The sequence below is a fragment of the Ruegeria sp. CDSA079 genome, assembly GCF_059612245.1.
The window spans coordinates 34,540-53,801 of sequence record NZ_JBXWQF010000008.1 but is presented as its reverse complement, the minus strand read 5'-3'; the positions used below and the strand labels follow the sequence as shown (position 1 = coordinate 53,801).

Genomic DNA, 19,262 nt, shown 5'->3' with positions numbered 1-19,262 from the left:
CTGCGCGTCGCCTTCATTGGAGCACCACGCAGCATCAGTCAAATTGGGCTCACAGCAGACCTCGGTGCAGACGCAGCACAAGCCCCTGCCCCGTTCTCCACGATACATCCAACGACCCAAAGCCGAACTTGAGCACGGTTTTCAAATGCTACGGTCGCAGCCCGCATTCCGGACTTTAGCGGTAATCGCAAAATCGCAATCAATTTGGAGGTCGGGACCGCGGACAAAGTTGCCGTTACTCACTGTCTCAGGTCTGATCGGACTTCTTTCTTTTTTGCCTGTTAGCAACGCGCGTCTCAGAAGACGACGGTGTTGGTCCAGAACTTGGCTCGCCTACAGAAACCCAACAAGAGGACATCCGCGGATCTTCTTCTGTTCTAATTCTGGGTAAGTCGTCATGTATGTCGACCCACGGGATTTGACTTTCCACCCCATAGTGCAGTTCGGGTGGAAAATCGGCTGGGTTGTCAAGTGTTCCAACCCGGATTGAATAATACCCGATGTCGCTAATGTCGGTATAAATGCTCGTCCCACAATTCTTGCAAAAGGCTCGCTCAGAGAGCTTCGAAGAAGCATACAAACCGGGTTTCTCACCCTCGAAAGTCACATTTGGCTTCTCAAAAATCGCCCATGCATTCACAGGAGAGCCAAGAGCTAGTTGGCAATGCCTACAATGACAAAAACCGACTGCAACTGGCAGAGACCAGATCTGATACCGAATTGCGCCGCACAGACATCCACCTGCAGTGACCGGTTCACTTTTCGCCGCTGTGAGGAAAGGCCACCCAATTGGCTTCACCTCTTCACCGGAAGCTGTCAAAGTCGAACGATAGGCGCGGACAGGCTGAATGATGTTTTTCAGCTTTCGATGGCCAATATCTACAAACGAATGCTCAATCTTTTCTTTGACTTGGTCCAAAACGCTCCCGGAGACGCAGAGCTCACCGGGTTTGGCAATTTCTTGAAGTCGGGACGCCTGATTGACACCGTCTCCAAAGATATCGTCGCCTATGACAACAATATCACCAAGATTTACTCCAATGCGAAAGGTGATTTTTTGTTTACTCGGGTTATCGGCTTCACGGTCAGCCATAACCGTCTGGACTTCCAGCGCGCAAGCGACCGCATCAACAGCAGTAGGAAACTCAATCAGTAGGCCGTCGCCCATCGATTTGACTACACGCCCGTTATGAGTCGAGACCAGACGTGAAACGATGCCGTCAAAGTACATGCCGAGCCGCGCCAGAGTGCCTGCCTCGTCTCTTTGCATAAGGCCCGAGTACCCTACGACATCGATCGAAACGATAGCAGCAAGTTTTCTGATCTCTGGCTTTGGCATGTGGTCAAGTTACGGCAGTTTAACAAGCACGCATAGTCTGCGTCGTTGGTTGCGATGATTATGATCCCGCCTGAATTTCAACCACGCCACATCGCATTTGAACGACTGTCTGGGGCTCAGGAACGGTCAATCAGTGAAATCTGTAACATCTGGTTTGCGGGCGGAAGCTGCCGTCCGGTACGTGGAAGTGAATATCAGCTTCTAACTCTTTTCAGAGCGAAGCTCCCAATTTAGCAGCCTTCACACGGTAAAAGGCTTCTACCGCGATCGCGGTGTCTTGTGCGCCAGTTCCCGTCAAGTCGCAGATCGTCACGGCACCAGTTGGGCGCGAAAATTGGTCCGCTCCTGAAATGATTGAACCGAGTTCTAGTACTTTTCTGCTGCCTTCGCCTAAATTCTGAAGCTCGCCGCCGATGACACACTGATCAATCACATCACAAACCACAACGTTTGCGCGCTCGAGTACGTTCGAATGTAGTTCTTGTTTACCAGGCAAATCCGACCCCATGGCAGTGATGTGCAAGTCACTGTGAAGCCATTCGGCCATGATGATTGGTTCCGTCGCAGGGGTCGTAGTGACGACAACTTGCGCAGACGTCACCAACTCCGCGAGGGACTGGCAGGGTTCCACCGGAATTCTAAGAAGATTTGCCATTTCAGCACAATATCTCGAAACAGATACCGCGTTGCGCCCAAAAACCAGAAGGCGTTCGAATCTACGCACAAGGGCGAGGCTTTCAATCTGATATCGGGCCTGTACGCCTGTGCCGACCACGCCGACAGTTTTGATTTCTTGGGGTGCCAGGTGCTTTGCAGCCACCGCACCGGCAAGTCCGGTGCGCAGGTTCATCAAATATCCGTTGTCTAGGAATATACAATCAAAGGCACCTGTCTTTGCGCTCATCAAAGCGATGATACTACTGCAACTGGGCAGTCCGATCTGCGGGTTCCGAAAGTAGCCGGTGGCGATTTTGACAGCAAGATGCTCAAGGCCATTCACAAAAGCGCCCTTTGTGTCGACAGCGCTATCCTCATCAACGTCGATATGCATAATAGGCGGCATTGAAACACGCCCTTCCGAAATCCACGAAAAGGACTGTTCGGTTGCGCCGAGCGACCCTTTGTCAATCGGAAGACAATTTCTCAACTCTGCTTCAGTGACAACCAAGGTGCTCATCGCAACTACTCCTTAGCGCGTATGCGAAGGGTAATGCATATCGCCCGCCTCACCCAGTGCTTCTTGCTACAGATCATGATTACGACTTCGCCCATGTGCCACTTGTCATTCGGCCGTGGACGATCCGTGTCATCTGACAAGACCCGCTGCCCCAAAAGACGCCAAGACCACACCAAGCTGCTGCCGATCAGTTTAGGACCATCACTGTAGCACTCAGCCGCGTACAAAACGGCCAGGCATCAACGCGCCTGACCGCCGATTGCCGTTGTGATCTCTCGCGCTGCTTCAAGGACCATTTCACCGAAATAGGCGGCGTTGGACTTGTTGATCCGTGCCGTCGGGCCCGAAACCGAAACACCCGCGCAGGGGATACCGAACTGGTTCAAAATGGCAGCGCCTGTGCAGGACATGCCCGAGTACCGCTCTTCATCATCAAACGACCAGCCGCGTTGCCGGATTAGAGAGAGGTCTTCCAGTAACGATGTCTCAGACCGATGGGTGCGATCCGTGTAGGGCTCGAATGCGATATCAGACAAAAATGTATCAAGCGCGTTTGAGGTCATTTCGGCCAGCAGGGCTTTGCCGGTTCCTGACGCGTACATAGGTGCCCGTGCACCGTGTGGAAAAAAGGCACGGATCGGATTGCTGGTTTCGATCTGATTGACGAACACCACATACTTGCCATCCGGCATCGCCATATTTGCAGTCTCGCCCGAGTCGCGCATGAGCCTGCGCAGGATCGGCCGACCGATCTCGACCACATTGTTGCGTTTCAGATAAGAAGTGCCGGTCCGATAGGCTTCGATCCCGATCATCCATTCCTGGCGCTGTTCATCAAAACTGACATAGCCGCGATTGGACAGGGTGGTCAGGATGCGATGCGTTGTAGCCGTTGGTACACCGGTTTCCCTGCTGAGATCGCTGAGCGTGCACCGCTCCAGCGCAGCCACCGTCGTCAATGTTTCCAACGCCCGGTCGAGGGACTGCAATGTTCCTGCCGAGCTTTCCTTGAAAATTGATTTGGGTCGTCCACGCGGTTTTTTTTGATTCTGCACCGGTATTTTCCTGTGTGATTAGGGGGCTGATTTTAGGGTTCGCAGCATTTTTTTCAAAACCAAGTTTTCTTTCCTCATTTATGAAAAATCATCTCTTTCATTTCTTTCAACGCGTTAAGTTAATTTTTCACTCAGTGAAAAACTTTTTCGAGAAAATTGCAAATCCCCCACCTTGGTAAGATCATATTACCAATTCGGAGGAGTACGCGATGTCTCAACAGAACCCAGTTTTCATTCCGGGGCCCACCAACATCCCCGACCGTCTGCGTCTTGCGATGCAGGTTCAGACCCAGGACCACCGCGCACCGGATTTTGTCGAAACTTTCGCGCCGGTGCTTGAAGACACCAAGAAGGTGTTCGGTACAGCTCAGGGCCAGGTTATCACCTTTCCGGCCAGCGGCACGGGCGGGTGGGAGGCGGCGGTGACCAATACACTCAGCCCGGGTGACGCGGTTCTGGTGGCGCGGTATGGCATGTTCAGCCACCGCTGGATCGACCTGTGTCAACGGCATGGGTTGGATGTGCGGATCATTGAGTGCCCTTGGGGCAGTGGCGCTCCGGCACAGAAATTTGCCGAAGCTCTGGCCGCCGATAATAGCCATGAGATCAAGGCGGTTCTGGTGACCCATAACGAAACCGCCACCGGCGTGCGCTCGGATATCGCGGCGGTGCGCAAGGCGATGGACGCCAGCACGCACCCGGCGTTGCTGTTTGTGGATTGCGTCAGTTCGCTGGCGTCGATGCCGTTTGAATTCGACGACTGGGGCGTTGATATTGCTGTGTCCGGCTCGCAAAAGGGCTTTATGCTGGCCACTGGCATGGCGATCTTGTGTGTCAGTCCCAAGGCGCTGGCCGCGATGGAGACGGCAAACCTGCCACGCACTTTCTTTGACTTCCGCGACATGATGAACGCCAACGCATCCGGTGGTTTCCCTTACACCCCACCACTGCAGCTGATCTACGGGATGCGTGAAAGCCTGAAGATGCTGTTCGAGGAAGGGCTGGATAACGTCTATGCCCGCCATTTCCGTCTGGCCGAAGGCGTGCGCAAGGCCACGTCTGCCTGGGGGCTGGAACTGGTGGCGCAGTCGCCGGATCTTTACTCGGATACTGTCAGCGCGATCTTTGTTCCCGACGGCTTCGACAGCAATGCCCTGACGGATCACGCCTTCAATGCCTATGGCGTCAGCTTTGGCATTGGTCTGGGCGAGATGAACGGCAAAGCCTTCCGCATCGGCCATCTGGGCAGCCTCACGGATGTGATGGTTCTGTCTGGTCTGGCGACCATCGAAATGGCTATGGCCGATCTGGATTACCCGATCGAGTTGGGCAGCGGTGTGGCGGCGGCGCAGGCGTATTTCCGCGTGGGCCACGCCACCTCCATGCAATCCGCAGCGTAAGGAGGAATTTGATGTTGGACGCGATGACCACAGCCGATTGCCTGACCCTTGCAGATATGCGCGAGGCGCATGAGCGGATCAAACCCCATATCAACCGCACCCCGGTTTTAAGGTCCGATTACCTTGATGAACTGACCGGCGCGCAGCTGTTCTTCAAATGCGAGAACTTCCAGGAGGCCGGGGCTTTCAAGGTGCGCGGGGCCTGTAACGCGGTCTTCGGCCTGAAGGACGAAGCCGCCAAGCGCGGGGTCTGTACTCATTCCTCAGGCAACCATGCGCTTAGCCTGTCTTATGCAGCAGGTCGGCGAGGTATCCCCTGCAACGTCGTGATGCCGCGCACCGCGCCGCAGGCCAAGAAAGATGCAGTGCGCCGCTACGGCGGCATCATCACCGAATGCGAACCCTCGACCAGTTCGCGCGAGGCAGTATTTGCCGAAGTGCAGGAACGCACGGGTGGCGAGTTTGTGCACCCCTATAACGACCCCCGCGTGATCGCGGGTCAGGCGACCTGCTCGGCGGAACTGCTGGAACAGACCAACGGTCTGGACGCGGTAGTCGCTCCCATTGGTGGTGGCGGCATGATTTCGGGAACCTGCCTGACGTTTTCCAATCTGGCACCCGAGGTGAAGATCTATGCCTCGGAACCGGAACAGGCCGATGATGCCTATCGCAGTTTCAAGGCCGGTCACATCATCGCTGATGACGCGCCGGTTACCATCGCCGACGGGCTGAAAGTGCCGCTGAAGGAAAACACCTGGCACTTCGTGTCGAATTTTGTGACCGACATTCACACCGCCAGTGAGGACGAGATCATCGCGGCGATGAAGATCACCTGGAAATACCTGCGTATCGTTATGGAGCCCAGCTGCGCGGTGCCTCTGGCGACTATCCTGAAACACCCCGAGGTATTCAAAGGCAAACGCGTCGGCGTGATCATCACCGGCGGTAATGTGGATCTGGATAAACTGCCCTGGACCCAGGGCTGAGGAGGAAAACATGAACAAGCCTGTGAACATTGATCAGCTTGAGGTTGGCTTTGACATCCCCGCAGCCATCGGAATGGACGCGTCCGAGATACAGACCCCGGCGCTGGTGCTGGATCTGGACGCTTTGGAACGCAACATCAAGAAAATGGGCGATTACGCCGAAGCCCATGGAATGCGCCACCGGGTGCATGGCAAGATGCACAAATCCGTCGACGTGGCGCGTCTTCAGGTCGAGCTGGGCGGTGCCTGCGGTGTCTGTTGTCAGAAAGTGTCCGAGGCCGAGGTCTTTGCCCGCGGTGGCATCAAGGACGTGCTTGTGTCCAATCAGGTGCGAGACCCGGCCAAGATCGACCGGCTGGCGCGGCTGCCCAAGCTGGGTGCGCGCACGATCTGCTGTGTCGACGATATCGATAACGTGGCCGACCTGTCAGAGGCGGCTGAGCGCCATGGCACCCAAATTGAATGTCTGGTCGAGATCGACTGCGGCGCGGGCCGCTGCGGCGTGACCACCACGGCGGATGTAATCGCCATTGCCAAGGCCATCGACGCGGCCCCAGAGCTGAAGTTTGCCGGCATTCAGGCCTATCAGGGTGCGATGCAGCACATGGACCTTTACGAGGATCGCAAGGCCAAGATCGACATCGCCGTGGCACAGGTGAAAGACGCTGTGGACGGGTTGAAGGCCGAAGGGCTGGACTGCGACATCGTCGGTGGCGGCGGCACCGGGTCCTATTACTTCGAGAGCACCTCGGGCGTTTACAATGAATTGCAATGCGGCTCTTACGCGTTCATGGATGCCGACTATGGCCGCATCCTCGACAAAGACGGCAACCGCATTGACCGGGGAGAATGGGAAAACGCTTTCTTCATCCTCACCAGCGTGATGAGCCACGCCAAGGCCGACAAGGCCATCGTGGATGCAGGGCTAAAGGCTCAATCCGTGGACAGCGGGTTACCGGTGATCTTCGGACGCACCGATGTGGAATATGTCAAATGTTCCGACGAGCATGGCGTTGTTGCAGACCCCGGGGGCGTTCTGAAGGTCAATGACAAGCTGCATCTGGTGCCCGGCCACTGCGACCCGACCGCCAATGTGCATGACTGGTATGTGGGCGTGCGGGGCGGCAAGGTCGAAACCCTTTGGCCCGTTTCTGCGCGCGGCAAGGCGTTCTAAGGCGAGAGAAGGATCATGAAAGATATGCCCGAAAAACCCCTGCTCATCGTTGGAGAAGACCTCTGCCAGCAACTGGTCGGCCGCGCTGAGGCGTTTGACGCGGTACAGAACGTCTTCGCCGCCATGGCGCGTGGTGACGCCTATAACTTCCCCGTCATTCGTGAGGCCATCGGCTATGCCGACGCGCTTTACGGCTTCAAATCCGGCTTCGACCGCGCCGGTCAGGTGCTGGGCGTCAAATCCGGCGGTTATTGGCCCGGCAACATGGACAAGGGGCTAACCAACCACCAGTCCACCGTCTTCCTGTTCGACCCCGATACCGGGCGGTTGTCGGCACTAGTTGGCGGCAACTACCTGACCGCCCTACGCACCGCTGCGTCCTCGGCAGTGTCCATCGCGCATCTGGCCCGCAAGGATGCCAAGGTGCTGGGCATGGTCGGCGCCGGCCACCAGTCCACCTTCCAACTGCGCGCCGCAGCTGAACAGCGTGATCTCGAAAAGGTGGTCGCGTGGAACCCCCACCCCGAGATGCTGCCGCGTCTGGGCGAAGTCGCCGCCGAGATCGGTCTGGAGTTTGAGGCGGTCACGCAAGAAGAGCTGGGCGCGCAGGCAGATGTCATCATCACCATCACATCGGCCTTTGAGTCTTTGCTGATGAAAGACTGGATCAAGCCCGGCACGCATCTGGCCTGTATGGGCACCGATACCAAAGGCAAACAAGAGGTCGACGCGGCGCTTGTATCCCATGCCACTGTTTTTACCGATGAGGTCGCCCAGTCCATCTCGATCGGTGAGGCGCAGCACGCCATCGCTGATGGAACGCTCACAGAAGACCGGATTACCTCCATCGGGTCGGTCATCAACAACGACCACCCCGGACGAACCTCTGATAACGAGATCACCCTTTTCGATGGCACAGGTGTCGGGCTTCAGGATCTCGCTGTCGCGTCCGTTGCTGCGCGGCTGGCAGATCAAAGCGGAAAAGCCGAACGCGCCACGTTGTGAACACTAGGATCGGAGGACGCCACGCCCACACTCGATCAAACGATCCTGTCTTCGCTGATCACTCTGTGGGTGCTCTCGGTAACCTACTGACTAAAAGCGGCGGCACCTGATCCAGGTGCCGCCGTTTCTTTTACCAATCAGAACCCGCTCGGGTTGCACGCGGTCTTTTAAGCGTTCAGGACAGATCAGCCGATCTGTTCCGGCAACAACGCATCGGGCAGGTTCTGATAACACACCGGGCGCAGGAACCGCCGGATCGATAGCGTCCCGACCGAGGTTGCACCGAAATTGGTCGATGCCGGATAAGGGCCGCCATGCACCATGCTGTCGCAGACCTCGACCCCGGTTGGGAACCCGTTGGCCAGGACACGCCCCGCTTTGCGTTCCAGGATCGGCATCAACGAACGAGCCGTATCCAGATCGGCGTCATCCATATGCAGGGTGCAGGTCAGCTGACCTTGCAAACTGCGCGCCACGGCTTGCATCTCTTCAGAGGTCTCGGCGGTCACGATAACACCCAACGGGCCAAAGACTTCCTCGGCAAGCGCTTCATTCGACAGCCAGGTCTTGGCATCTGTCCGATACAGGTAAGGTGAGGCGCTGCGCTGGTCACACACCGAAGTCAGAACCTCCTGAACGCCAGCACTTGCCGCGATGCGAGTCTGCCCGGCGCGGTAAGCATCAGCGATACCGTCCGTCAGCATGGTTTGCGCCGGAACCTCGGCTAACGCGGCCTGTGCAACGTCGGCGAAACGATCTGCGGCCTCGCCAGCCAACATCACGGCCACGCCGGGGTTGGTGCAGAACTGCCCTGCTCCCATGGTCAGCGATCCGGCCCAGCCTTTGGCCATGTCTTCGCCTCGGTTCGCTAGCGCAGCATCCAGAATGAACATCGGATTGACCGAACCAAGTTCGCCAAAGAACGGAATCGGCTCGGGACGCGCGGCGCAGAGGTCAAACAGAGCACGACCGCCAGCCAGAGACCCAGTGAAACCGACGGCCTTGATCAAAGGATGCTGCACCAGCGCCGATCCCACGGCGCGGTCGCCGCCCTGGATCAGGCTGAACACACCAGGATGCAGGTTGCAGCGTGCGATAGCAGCAAGGACAGCTTCGGCCACAATCTCGCCCGTACCCGGATGGGCACTGTGCCCCTTGACGACGACAGGACAACCGGCGGCCAATGCCGCAGCGGTATCGCCTCCGGCCGTGGAAAAGGCCAGCGGGAAGTTCGAAGCGCCAAACACCGCAACCGGGCCGATCGGGCGTTGGATCATTTTCAGGTTAGGTCGCGGCAAGGGGGCGCGATCCGGCAATGCCGCGTCGTGGCGGCGGTCCAGGTAATCACCGTTCAGGATATGCGCAGCAAACAGGCGCAGCTGGCCGGTCGTCCGGCCCCGCTCGCCTTGTAGGCGGGCTTCGGGCAGACCGGTTTCCTGCGTTCCGATTTCGGTGATTGCATCGGCGCGCGCCTCGATCTCATCCGCAATGGCATTCAGAAAGGCCGCACGGTCTTCGCGGGTGGAATACCCAAAGCTCCAGAACGCCTCTTCCGCAGCCTGCGCGGCAGCATCGATGTCTGCAATACGTCCTTTCGAAAACGGGTGCGACGGCCCATGCGCGGGCTGCGACGCGAAGAAATCATCCCCAGCCAACCAGTTGCCGGCGATCAGATGTTTACCATGCGGGGTGAATGTCATTGTGACCTCGTTTGTCAGAATCTTCTGATTGTGGATATTGTATCCAAAATGACCCGACTTACAAGCCCCACCTCATGACTCCTCGGCCGCGCGTTTAGAAGCGATCATATCCAGAAGTTGGTCTTTGGTGCGTTGAATATGGCTTTCCAACAGCGCGCAAGCTTCATCCACCTTGCCCGCTTGCGCCAGCCGCAGCAGATCGCGATGTTCCTTTTTGGCAGGTTCGCGCTGCTTCATCACACTCAGGTGCATCCGCACATACCGGTCAGATTGAAGGCTGACGCGATCCAGCAACTCATTGGTCAGTTTCCGCTGCGAGGCAGCATAAAGCGCCGAGTGATACTGATAGTTCAATATCCCCCACGTCCCCACGTCGTTTTCGTCGTATGACGCCTCCATCTGGGCCAGGATTTCCTCGCATCGCGCAAAGTCAGTCGATGTCATAATTGGAATGGCCCGTCGAAACAGGTCTACTTCGATCAGGATACGCAGATCAAAAATCTCACCAATCTCGCTGAGCGAATGTTTCGTAACCGACCCACCGCGGTTGTTGGCCCATTGCACCAGACCTTCGGCATTCAGACGTTTAAGCGCCTCACGGATCGGCATTCGCGAAACAGCGTATTCTTCGGCCAATGCCTCTTGGCGTATGGTTTCGCCCTCGGCAAGCTCACCGCTCAGGATGCGTTCGCGCAGATCATCAGCAATGACATCCGGTAAGCTTTGCTTGGTGATCGCACGTTTTCCTGCCATGTCCGAATATTCCTGCTGCGTTTTGGTCAGACCTATCGATTTTTCACAGTTTTTCCAAGCCGAACCGAAGATTAGGCATCTGCAGGACCTCAGCCAGGACACGCACCAGCGTGTTTAAACACCCCAAGTGTCCGACAGGCGATAGCCACCCGGCCATGGATCATCCGGGTCCAGCATGTGCTGATGAATGCCGGTGATCCATCCGCGGCCACTGATTTCGGGAATGATCGCCGCGCGATCCCCAACTTGCGCGGTGTCGATGATCCGCCCGGTGAAACGGGACCCGATGATCGACACCGCTTCGAAACTCTGGCCAGGTTTCATCAGCCCTTTCGCTGCCATAATCGCCATCCGTGCAGACACCGCCGTTCCCGTGGGCGAGCGGTCAACCTTGCCTGGCTGAATCGCCACCGCAGACTTTCCGGTGAATCCGGCTTCGGTTTCACTGAGCGGGCCGCAGAAGGCACAGAACGAGATATGGTCCCAATCCGGGTTCTCGGGATGCGAAAACCCAAGCTGTTCATTCGCGGCATTGGTGATCTTTATGCCCAGCCGGGCAATATCGCGAGCTTCGTGTTCAGCGATTTCGAAGCCCAGCGCCTGCGCGTCAACCACCACGAAACTGTCGCCGCCATAGGCCGTATCCACGGTGATCGCGCCCACCCCCGGCACCTCAAGCGGAACTGACAGCTTGTCGGCGAAACTGGGCAGGTTCTGCACAAAAATGCGCTGGGCCTTGCCATTGCTGCATTCCGCCCGCACCCGGACCAATCCACCCGGGGCCTCAAGAACCATTTGCGTTTCGGGTTCCTGCATCGGAATGATCCCGCCATCCAGCAGCACGGTCGAGACACAGATCGAATTCGATCCGGACATGGGCGGCGTGTCTTCGGGTTCCATGATGATCCACGCTGCGTCCGCTTCGGGGTGTTTTGGCGGCACCAGCAGATTGACATGGCGGAACACTCCACCGCGCGGTTCGTTGAGGACAAAATTGCGCAGCGTCTGGTCCTGCGCAATGAAACTGCGCTGCGCCCAGATCGTGTCACCGGGTGGTGGCGTGACACCCCCAACGATGACATCCCCAACTTCACCTTCGGCATGGGCCGAGATCACATGTATCGTTTTGCTGCTACGCATTTGGTTCCTCAGTCATGGTATGTGACAGGCGCCCAGCGCCCCGGAAGTCGATATGATTGTTATCGCCCATTACGGATCAAAACCGTGTGGATGCATAAGGCGTCACGTCAAGCACTGGCTTCGCATCCATGGCCAGATCAGCGATCAGCTCTGCCGTGCCTGCGGATTGAGTGAGCCCCAGATGGCCGTGGCCGAAGGCGTAAAGAACCTGCGGCGCGCGGGCCGCACGATCGATGACCGGCAGGCTATCTGGCAACGACGGACGAAAACCCATCCATTGGGTGCCGCCTTCAAGGTTCAGCTTGGGCAGGAACCGTCCGGCTTTGGCCAGCAATGTGTCGGCGCGTTTGTAATTCGGGGCCAGTTTCAGCCCTCCAAGTTCCACTGCACCGCCGACACGCACACCGCCATTGATCCGTGTCACAACAAATCCATGCCCACCAAAAGTCAGGTGCGTCCGCAGGTCAAAGGCTCCCTCTGGCAGGGTGGTGTTGTAACCCCTCTCCGTCTCAAGAGGGATGTGATCCCCCAGAGAATTCGCCAATTGATGCGACCATGCCCCGGTCGCCACGATCGCCTGACCGGCTGAAATTTCACCGCTGGCCGTCGTCATGCGCACACCCGCTTCGGTTGGCGTCAATGACGTGACGCCTGCAACTTCAACACGACCTCCACGCGCGGTGAACTGAGCCGCCAGATGGCTGGTCCAACGTGCCGGATCGACCGTGTTCATCCAGGTGGGTGTAAATCCTGCATGGGTAAACCGACGATCCAAACCGGGCTGAATATCGGCAATCGCATCCGGACTGTCCAGCAGATCAAAGGGGATGCCATGATCCCGGCGCAGGTCCCACGTGGGCAGGCTGGCACGGAACTCGGCTTCGCTTTCGAACAACTGCAATTGACCATCGCGCTGTATAAGCGCCTCGCCATCCACTTCTTTGATCTGACGTTCCAGCGCCGCGCGGCAATGATCCATCAAATCGGCTTGCGCCGACAGCGACGCAGCATAGCGATCCCGCCAACTGGCCCGCCAGAACCGCAGCATCCAAGGCGCAATATTCAACGCATAAGCGGGTGGCACCGACAGCGGACCCAGCGGATCGAGCAGCCATTTCGGCGCTTTGCGCATGATCCCAGGCGTGGCGAGTGGCACGATGTCGGTAAAGGCAAACGCCCCGGCATTGCCTTTTGACGCCCCTGCCCCGGTACCTTCGCGATCCAGCACCAGAACCTGCTTGCCGCGATATTGCAGCTCCAACGCAGCGCTGATCCCGACGATACCCGCGCCGATCACAACAATATCTGCTTTAGTGTCTTGCTGCATGGCCAGATGTTCTCAGTTATTTCGTCATGTCCGGGGGCCGCATTACACCGGTCCCCGGTTTTGGTGTGTCACAGGTAGATCCCTCCGCGGAACGGATCGTTCTGCGCAAAAATCAATTTGCCCTCGGCCATAATATGCGCCTGACCGGTCAGGGTCGGGATAACCCCACCAGTTGGGCCGGGTTGATAGCTCAGCCGATAGGGGCTGCCGATCACACTTTCCTGTATGATCTCATCCCCCGGCGCCAGCACCCCATCCGCCGCCAGACAGGCCAGACGTGCCGAGCTGCCCGTGCCACACGGGGATCGATCGTATTCATCGTCCGGGCACAGCACGAAGTTGCGGCTGTGAATGCCCTGCGACGGGGATTCGCCCTGCAAGATCACGTGATCCACGTCTTCTCCGTTCTCGCCGGTCAAACCCTGCGCGATACAGGCTTCGCGGATAACAATGGTCAGATCTGTCAGGGCGCGGATGTTGCCGGTCTCCACCGCAATCGGGCTGGGGTCGACAATAAAGAACCAATTCCCGCCATAAGCAAGATCACCCGTCACCTGCCCATGGCCTGCAACTTCAATCGACACCGACGCCCGTACTCGGCGGCTTTCGATATTGGTGACGCGTACAGTATTGGCGTCCAGCAGATCGATCGAGATCAAGCCAGCAGGCGTTTTGATCCGGTGTGCACCCGGTGCGATCCGGCCCAGATGCGCCAGCGTCACCCCCAGCCCGATGGTGCCATGTCCGCACATGCCCAGTACGGCATCGGCATCGAAATAGATCACCCCGGTTTCGCAGTCCGGGTCTTCAGAAGGCACCAGAAGCGCACCAACCATGCCGGGCTGTCCACGCGGTTCCAGCAGAACCGATTTATAGAACGCTTCATGCTCGGTGGCCAGAAGGCGGGCACGTTCTGCCAGCGGCCCCGATCCCAGATTAGGGCCACCATCCAGGATCACACGCGTGGGCATCCCACCGGTATGGCTGTCGATCACATGCATTCAGCAATCACTCCGCCCTGGCTGGACCAGTCGGCGAACCAGGTACGGAACAGGCTGTATTGCTGTTCGCAGTAATTGCGTTGCGCATCCGACAATTCGTCGGTTTCAACAAAATGCAGGCGGTATTCCTCTTCCCCGTTCAGAACCAGCAGATGCTTGTAGTACAGCACCAAATCGGTGCCCTCGTCAAAGCTGGCCAACACACCAAAGGCTTCTTCCAGCTCTCGCGCGCGCAGACGGGCTTCGGCATGTCCGGCCGCTGCTTTTTGGCACAAAGCAGCCAATAGCAACGCCTCTTTCGGCAGCGCCGTTCCAATCCCGGTGATCGACCCCGTAGCACCACAATTGACAAAGCCGTGATAGACTTCGGTGTCCACACCCACCATCAGCGTGACCTGATCGTCTTGCGAGGTGATATGCTCGGCAGCATAGCGCAGGTCATCCTTGCCGCCGAATTCCTTGAACCCCACCAGATTGGGGTGCTCGGCCCGCAGGGCAAAGAACAGCTCGGCCCGTGTGGCAAAACCATAGACCGGGCTGTTGTAAATGATGGCCGGAATGTCCGGCGCTGCGGACAAGATCGCCTTGAAATGGTTACGCTGCGCCGCGACAGAGGATCCGCGCGACAGCACGCGCGGGATGACCATAAGCCCCGCCGCGCCCACCTTCTGCGCGTGCGCGGCCAGCGCCACGGCAGATTTCGAGTTGATGGCGCCGGTGCCGACGACCACGGGCAGGCCGGCGTCGACCAAACGTTCAACGCCTTCCATCCGCTCAGCATCCGACAGCAGCGGCCAGTCACCCATCGATCCGCAATACACCACGGCAGACATGCCTGCCTCGATCATTTCCTTGCCCTTTTTCACCAAAGCATCGAAGTCCGGTGTCCGGTCGGCTTTGCATGGGGTCATCAAGGCTGGCATGGTGCCGGTGAAGATATTCTGGGACATTATTGATAACCTTCCTCGTTGTTTCAGGTGGCCCGTGCGTTCACGGCACAACCCGCATGGTGGCGTATTTCGACAAAGTTGAACCCACCGGAACAAGTGGGTCCGAAAACATCCAAGGAGACGCTGAACAAGACGTCACCACTTGCATCCGACTGCGCAGAAACAGCCGCAATGGGAAAAAAACCCATCAAGACAGCCAGCTTTCTGACCATGCGTTCCCCTGGAATCGTGTTCTGATAATGGGGTATCGTATATTGTATCCAAAATCCAGCAATTTGTTATACCCATCCCAAAGACGCAATTTGGTACGACAAACACTATCGCCGCATACGCCGCGCTTCATCAATCAGGGCCAAGCATCTCCACCTGCAAAACGCGTCACGGACGCATCACCGCAGTACGATGCGAGATCAGGAAAACCGGTCGGGTGAAAAAGCCTGAATAACGATGTGACGGCGTCGCCCCGCCATATCGTCCGCCACAAGCCGGGCCGTAGTGGCCGCCAATGTCAGCCCCAGCTGACCATGGCCAGTGGCAAAATGGACGTTATCCAGACGATCGCTGCGTCCTATGATCGGTCTGGTGTCCGGGGTGAAGGGGCGGTACCCGATACGACGCTCGGCAGCTTCCGTTTTCAGACCAGGCAAGACGCGATGTGCCCGTCGGACAAGCACGTCGGCCCGATTCCAGTTCGGCTCCGCATCCAAACTGGCGAACTCGATCGTACCGGCAACGGCCAAGGCTCCGTCATAAGGGGTAACGCCAAACCCGCCCTTTGGGTAGAAGATCGTATGTTTCAGTTCCACGCCTGGATCTGACAACGCGGTTGAGTACCCTGCCACGCCCTCCAGCCGGATTGGCACACCAAGATCACGCGCCAAGCCTTTTGATCGTGCTCCCGCGGCCAAGACAACATGATCAGCAGATAACTCAGCTCCATCAGTGAGCTTAACTGAACGCACCTGTCGGCCCTCGCGGTCAAACCCCGCGGCCCCTGCCCGTTTGACTATGCCGCCACGTTTAAAAAACGTCTGGTGCAGGGCTTCGACCAAGCGCTTGGGGTCGGTCACAAAGCTCCAATCCCGCAACAGCGCTGCATGTTTGAAATCGGGTGCTATGGCGGGGTCAAGCTCATGGGCTTCGTGACCAGAAATTTCGTCAATAGTGCACCCAAGTTCGCGTGCAAGATCAAAGGCAGCCCCCATGGTCGCCTTGTCAGAGTCATCATCAAACAGCTTGATGATGGGGCGTTCCACCAGCATTTCAGGATGACCGATATCCCCCAACTGAGCCTTGAAATCCGCAGTGGCCGAGAACGTCAGCCGCGCAAGATCCGCCGCGATGGCACGCATCTTTGATGGGCGGGCATTCGCTGTGAAACGCGCAAGCCAAGGCAACAATTTCAACGCTGAACTTGGACGCAACGATAAAGGTGCCTCACTGTCCAACAACCACCCAGGCACTTTCATCATCATTCCGGGCTGCGACAGCGGAACAACTTCACCTACGGCTATGCAGCCGCATGACGCCCAACTGGCCCCCTCACCGACGGTGTTAGGCTCAAGCACTGTCACCTGATGCCCCTCAGCCTGCAGCGCCAGTGCACAGGAAATACCGACAATACCGCCGCCGACAATCGCAACCTTTGCCATCTAAAAGCGGTCCTATTGCAAATCATGCAGTTGCGACAGCAACTCCGTGCTGACAACGACGCCCTGTTGCTGCGCAGTAGCGCGGTTTCTCAACCGCCCGTCACCCGGAACGCGGGCCGTACCGTTGCCTTCGATTTCGGCACAAATACGTTTGACGTAATCATCAAAACCCGGGTTCCCGAAGCGCGCGGGATCAATTGCGATCAGAGTGGACCCGCCTTTGATATTCAAGGCGCCATGCTCCACCCGTTTGGCATTGTCCACCGATAGCGTTCCACCGGCGAGTGCTGCGCCCAGAACCTCGATCAGAAAGGCAATCGCGGCCCCTTTATGCTCACCAAAGGGTAACAGGCTGCGGGTTTCCAGAATGGCATTTGGATCGGCAGTGGGCTGACCATCCGGGGCCAGGCCCGCCGGACGCGGCAAATCGTGCCCCTCTGCCGCCGCCATACGAATATCCATCAGAGCGACCATCGAGGACGCCTGATCCCAAACAACCGGCTCGGCCCCTTCGCGCGGGCAGGCGAAAGACATCGGGTTGGTCCCGAAAACCGGGCGCACACCACCCTGCGGCACCACCATCGACAGTGAGTTCACAACACCCAGCGCCACCAGCCCCGCCTCGGCCAGCGGCTCGGTGTCAAAACGCAACGCTGCCAGGTGGTGGCAATTGGCACAGGTGAACGAGGCAATGCCGTTTTCATGCGCCATCGCAATCAGCTCGTCCCGTGCCGCGCCCGCTGCAAGCTGGTAATAGCCGTTGTCGCCATCCCCGCGCAAAACGCCGGGAGCGATACGCTCGACTTTGGGGGATGCCGCCGGATTGGCATATCCCGAGGTGAAACTTTGAACATAAACCGGCAACATGCGCAGCCCATGACTGCGGGGACCGTCCCGTTCGGATCGGGTGACGATATCCGCCAGCACGGCGCTGCCACGCGCATCCACGCCTGCCGCCACAAGGACCGATCTGGCCAATTCCCTGACCTCTTCGAGTGAGAGCGTTTTCGTCGAGATTTCCGTCATCGAGGTGATCCTGTCCTTGTGTGGCGCAGCCGGGCGCGCCAGCGCCCACGTCGGGGTTAACTGCTGTATTCCCGGCGCTTTTTGGCAACAAACTCGTCCAGCGCGCCGCGTTGATCGTCAGGCATCGGAGGCCGCACATAATTGTCCAACATCCGCCGCGCGGCTTCATTGCCAACAATCTCGGCCGTTTTCGATCCCTCTGCCTCCCACTGTTCAAAACTGTCATTGTTTTGCAAGAAGTTCATATGCATCGGGTTTTCGCGCGTGTGGTCCGTACCCAGGAAATGCCCTCCGGGGCCGATCCGGGCGATGTCGTCCAGCAACGAGTCCAGATTTTCGTCTTGAAGCCCGCTGAAAAAGCGGTGGAAGTTTTCAAGCTGCATCGTGTCCTGCACCCATTTCGAGTAGCTGACCCCCAACGCCCCTTCCAGAAAACCCGCCGAGTGGACGATATAGTTCGCCCCGCCCAGCAGCACCGGCCACATCGTGTTGGCGGTGTCAAAACCAGCTTGCATGTCGGGCGACTTTGACCCGGTCCACATAGTGCAGGTCCGCCACGGCACCTGATAGAACCGCGCCATCTGACCCACGAGCAGGTTCATCAGACCCGGTTCAGGCGACCCCATCATCGGCGCGCCCGTTTTCATCGACACACCCATGATCGCCACGCCCAGAACCATTGGCGCGCCCCGACGGATGATCTGGCTGTAAGCCATGCCCGCCAGTGATTCCGCAATCAGCAGCGCCACACCCCCCTGCGGGCTGGCCGGGGTCGAAGCCCCTGCCAGTACAAAGGGCGACAGCAGGCAAGGCTGGTTGGCTGCTGCGTAAACGCGCAGGCTTTCCAGCATGGTCTCATCCCATACCAGCGGCGTGTTGCAATTCAGCAGCGCGGCCATCACCACGTTATTGTCCACAAACTCTTCGCCAAACACGATCCGGGTCATGTCCACCGAGTCACGCGCCGCCTGTTCCGACAAAACCGAACCCTTGATCGGCTTGTCGGTCAGAGTCAGCGCGGCATGCACAAGCTCAAGATGGCGCTGCGGAACCGGAACGTCCTGCGGTTCCACCGGCAATATGCCCGGAACCATCATCGACTGGCTCATCTGGCTCATCTTGAAAAAGTTCTGTGCATCCTCCAGCTGCGAAGGACGACGCACACCGTCCAGATCATAGACAAATGGCGCGCCATAGGCGTTGGCAAACACCGAATGCTCATTGCCCACCCGCAAAGACCTCTCTGGGTTGCGTGCCGCATAAGACCATTCCGACGGCACCGACGAAATCAGGTCCATCAGCATATCGCGCCCGATACGGACGCGTTCGCCCTGCACGTTCGCGCCGAATTTTTTCCAGTCAGCCAATGCTACCGGATCGCGGAATTCAATGCCGGTGGTTTCCAAAATGGTCATGGCGGCATTGTGGATACGCTCGACCCCTTCGGGGCCCAGCAGATCGATCGGTCCAATCTTGCGGTTCAGGGTCGACAGATAAACGGGGGGTGGGTTGGTGCGGGCCTGAACGCGCGCTGCGCGCCCTCCGCCACGGCCGGGCCGACCTCTTGCTTGTGCCAT

Annotated in this window: 16 protein-coding genes; 4 read left to right on the top strand and 12 right to left on the bottom strand. The window is 58.0% G+C overall.

Going from position 1 to position 19,262, the window contains the following annotated elements:
- Positions 1-247 precede the first annotated feature (247 nt).
- From AC2FJZ_RS10500 to AC2FJZ_RS10490, 3 genes are all read right to left on the bottom strand, one after another.
- A complete protein-coding gene (locus tag AC2FJZ_RS10500) occupies positions 248-1,339 on the bottom strand; it encodes a GFA family protein (RefSeq protein ID WP_496777448.1) in 1,092 nt (363 codons plus the stop codon).
- A gap of 211 nt (positions 1,340-1,550) precedes the next feature.
- A complete protein-coding gene (locus AC2FJZ_RS10495; RefSeq protein ID WP_496777447.1) occupies positions 1,551-2,516 on the bottom strand; it encodes an ornithine cyclodeaminase family protein in 966 nt (321 codons plus the stop codon).
- Positions 2,517-2,755: 239 nt separating this feature from the next.
- On the bottom strand, positions 2,756-3,571 hold the full coding sequence (locus AC2FJZ_RS10490; protein WP_496777446.1) for an IclR family transcriptional regulator: 816 nt from the start codon (positions 3,569-3,571) through the stop codon (positions 2,756-2,758).
- A 209-nt stretch (positions 3,572-3,780) separates the two neighbouring features.
- Here AC2FJZ_RS10490 and bhcA point away from each other — a divergent pair, with 209 nt between their 5' ends.
- The 4 genes from bhcA to bhcD are packed head-to-tail and all read left to right on the top strand — an operon-like array spanning position 3,781 to position 8,136.
- Entirely contained in the window at positions 3,781-4,971 is a 1,191-nt protein-coding gene (gene bhcA / locus AC2FJZ_RS10485) for an L-aspartate--glyoxylate aminotransferase BhcA (protein ID WP_496777444.1), read from the top strand.
- 11 nt (positions 4,972-4,982) lie between these two features.
- Positions 4,983-5,957: a beta-hydroxyaspartate dehydratase BhcB gene (gene bhcB, locus AC2FJZ_RS10480; RefSeq protein ID WP_496777443.1), complete on the top strand. Its 975-nt coding sequence runs from the start codon at positions 4,983-4,985 to the stop codon at positions 5,955-5,957.
- Between the two features lie 10 nt (positions 5,958-5,967).
- Positions 5,968-7,131, top strand: a complete 1,164-nt coding sequence (bhcC, locus tag AC2FJZ_RS10475) for a 3-hydroxy-D-aspartate aldolase BhcC (protein WP_496777441.1) — start codon at positions 5,968-5,970, stop codon at positions 7,129-7,131.
- Between the two features lie 15 nt (positions 7,132-7,146).
- Positions 7,147-8,136, top strand: coding sequence for an iminosuccinate reductase BhcD (gene bhcD, locus AC2FJZ_RS10470; RefSeq protein WP_496777439.1), 990 nt, complete (start codon positions 7,147-7,149; stop codon positions 8,134-8,136).
- A 185-nt stretch (positions 8,137-8,321) separates the two neighbouring features.
- On the opposite strand, the gene AC2FJZ_RS10465 is transcribed toward bhcD, so the two are convergent.
- From AC2FJZ_RS10465 to AC2FJZ_RS10425, 9 genes are all read right to left on the bottom strand, one after another.
- Positions 8,322-9,836 (bottom strand): aldehyde dehydrogenase (NADP(+)), encoded by a 1,515-nt coding sequence (locus AC2FJZ_RS10465; RefSeq protein WP_496777438.1) that lies wholly within the window; start codon positions 9,834-9,836, stop codon positions 8,322-8,324.
- Between the two features lie 72 nt (positions 9,837-9,908).
- The gene (locus AC2FJZ_RS10460; protein WP_050604403.1) at positions 9,909-10,589 is read right to left on the bottom strand and encodes a GntR family transcriptional regulator; all 681 of its coding nucleotides are present in this window, start codon (positions 10,587-10,589) and stop codon (positions 9,909-9,911) included.
- Positions 10,590-10,703: 114 nt separating this feature from the next.
- Positions 10,704-11,729 carry a trans-3-hydroxy-L-proline dehydratase gene (locus AC2FJZ_RS10455; RefSeq protein WP_496673194.1) on the bottom strand — a complete coding sequence of 342 codons (1,026 nt, stop codon included), beginning with the start codon at positions 11,727-11,729 and terminating at the stop codon, positions 10,704-10,706.
- Positions 11,730-11,805: 76 nt separating this feature from the next.
- The gene (locus AC2FJZ_RS10450) at positions 11,806-13,056 is read right to left on the bottom strand and encodes an NAD(P)/FAD-dependent oxidoreductase (protein ID WP_496777436.1); all 1,251 of its coding nucleotides are present in this window, start codon (positions 13,054-13,056) and stop codon (positions 11,806-11,808) included.
- Positions 13,057-13,124: 68 nt separating this feature from the next.
- Complete coding sequence (locus tag AC2FJZ_RS10445; protein WP_496777435.1) at positions 13,125-14,057, bottom strand: 4-hydroxyproline epimerase; 933 nt, start codon at positions 14,055-14,057, stop codon at positions 13,125-13,127.
- On the bottom strand, positions 14,048-15,007 hold the full coding sequence (locus AC2FJZ_RS10440; protein WP_496777433.1) for a dihydrodipicolinate synthase family protein: 960 nt from the start codon (positions 15,005-15,007) through the stop codon (positions 14,048-14,050). Before AC2FJZ_RS10440 ends, AC2FJZ_RS10445 begins: the two co-directional genes overlap by 10 nt.
- A 410-nt stretch (positions 15,008-15,417) precedes the next feature.
- Complete coding sequence (locus AC2FJZ_RS10435; RefSeq protein WP_496777431.1) at positions 15,418-16,659, bottom strand: NAD(P)/FAD-dependent oxidoreductase; 1,242 nt, start codon at positions 16,657-16,659, stop codon at positions 15,418-15,420.
- 12 nt (positions 16,660-16,671) lie between these two features.
- Positions 16,672-17,685 carry an Ldh family oxidoreductase gene (locus AC2FJZ_RS10430; RefSeq protein WP_496673208.1) on the bottom strand — a complete coding sequence of 338 codons (1,014 nt, stop codon included), beginning with the start codon at positions 17,683-17,685 and terminating at the stop codon, positions 16,672-16,674.
- Between the two features lie 56 nt (positions 17,686-17,741).
- A complete protein-coding gene (locus AC2FJZ_RS10425; RefSeq protein ID WP_496777430.1) occupies positions 17,742-19,262 on the bottom strand; it encodes a trimethylamine methyltransferase family protein in 1,521 nt (506 codons plus the stop codon).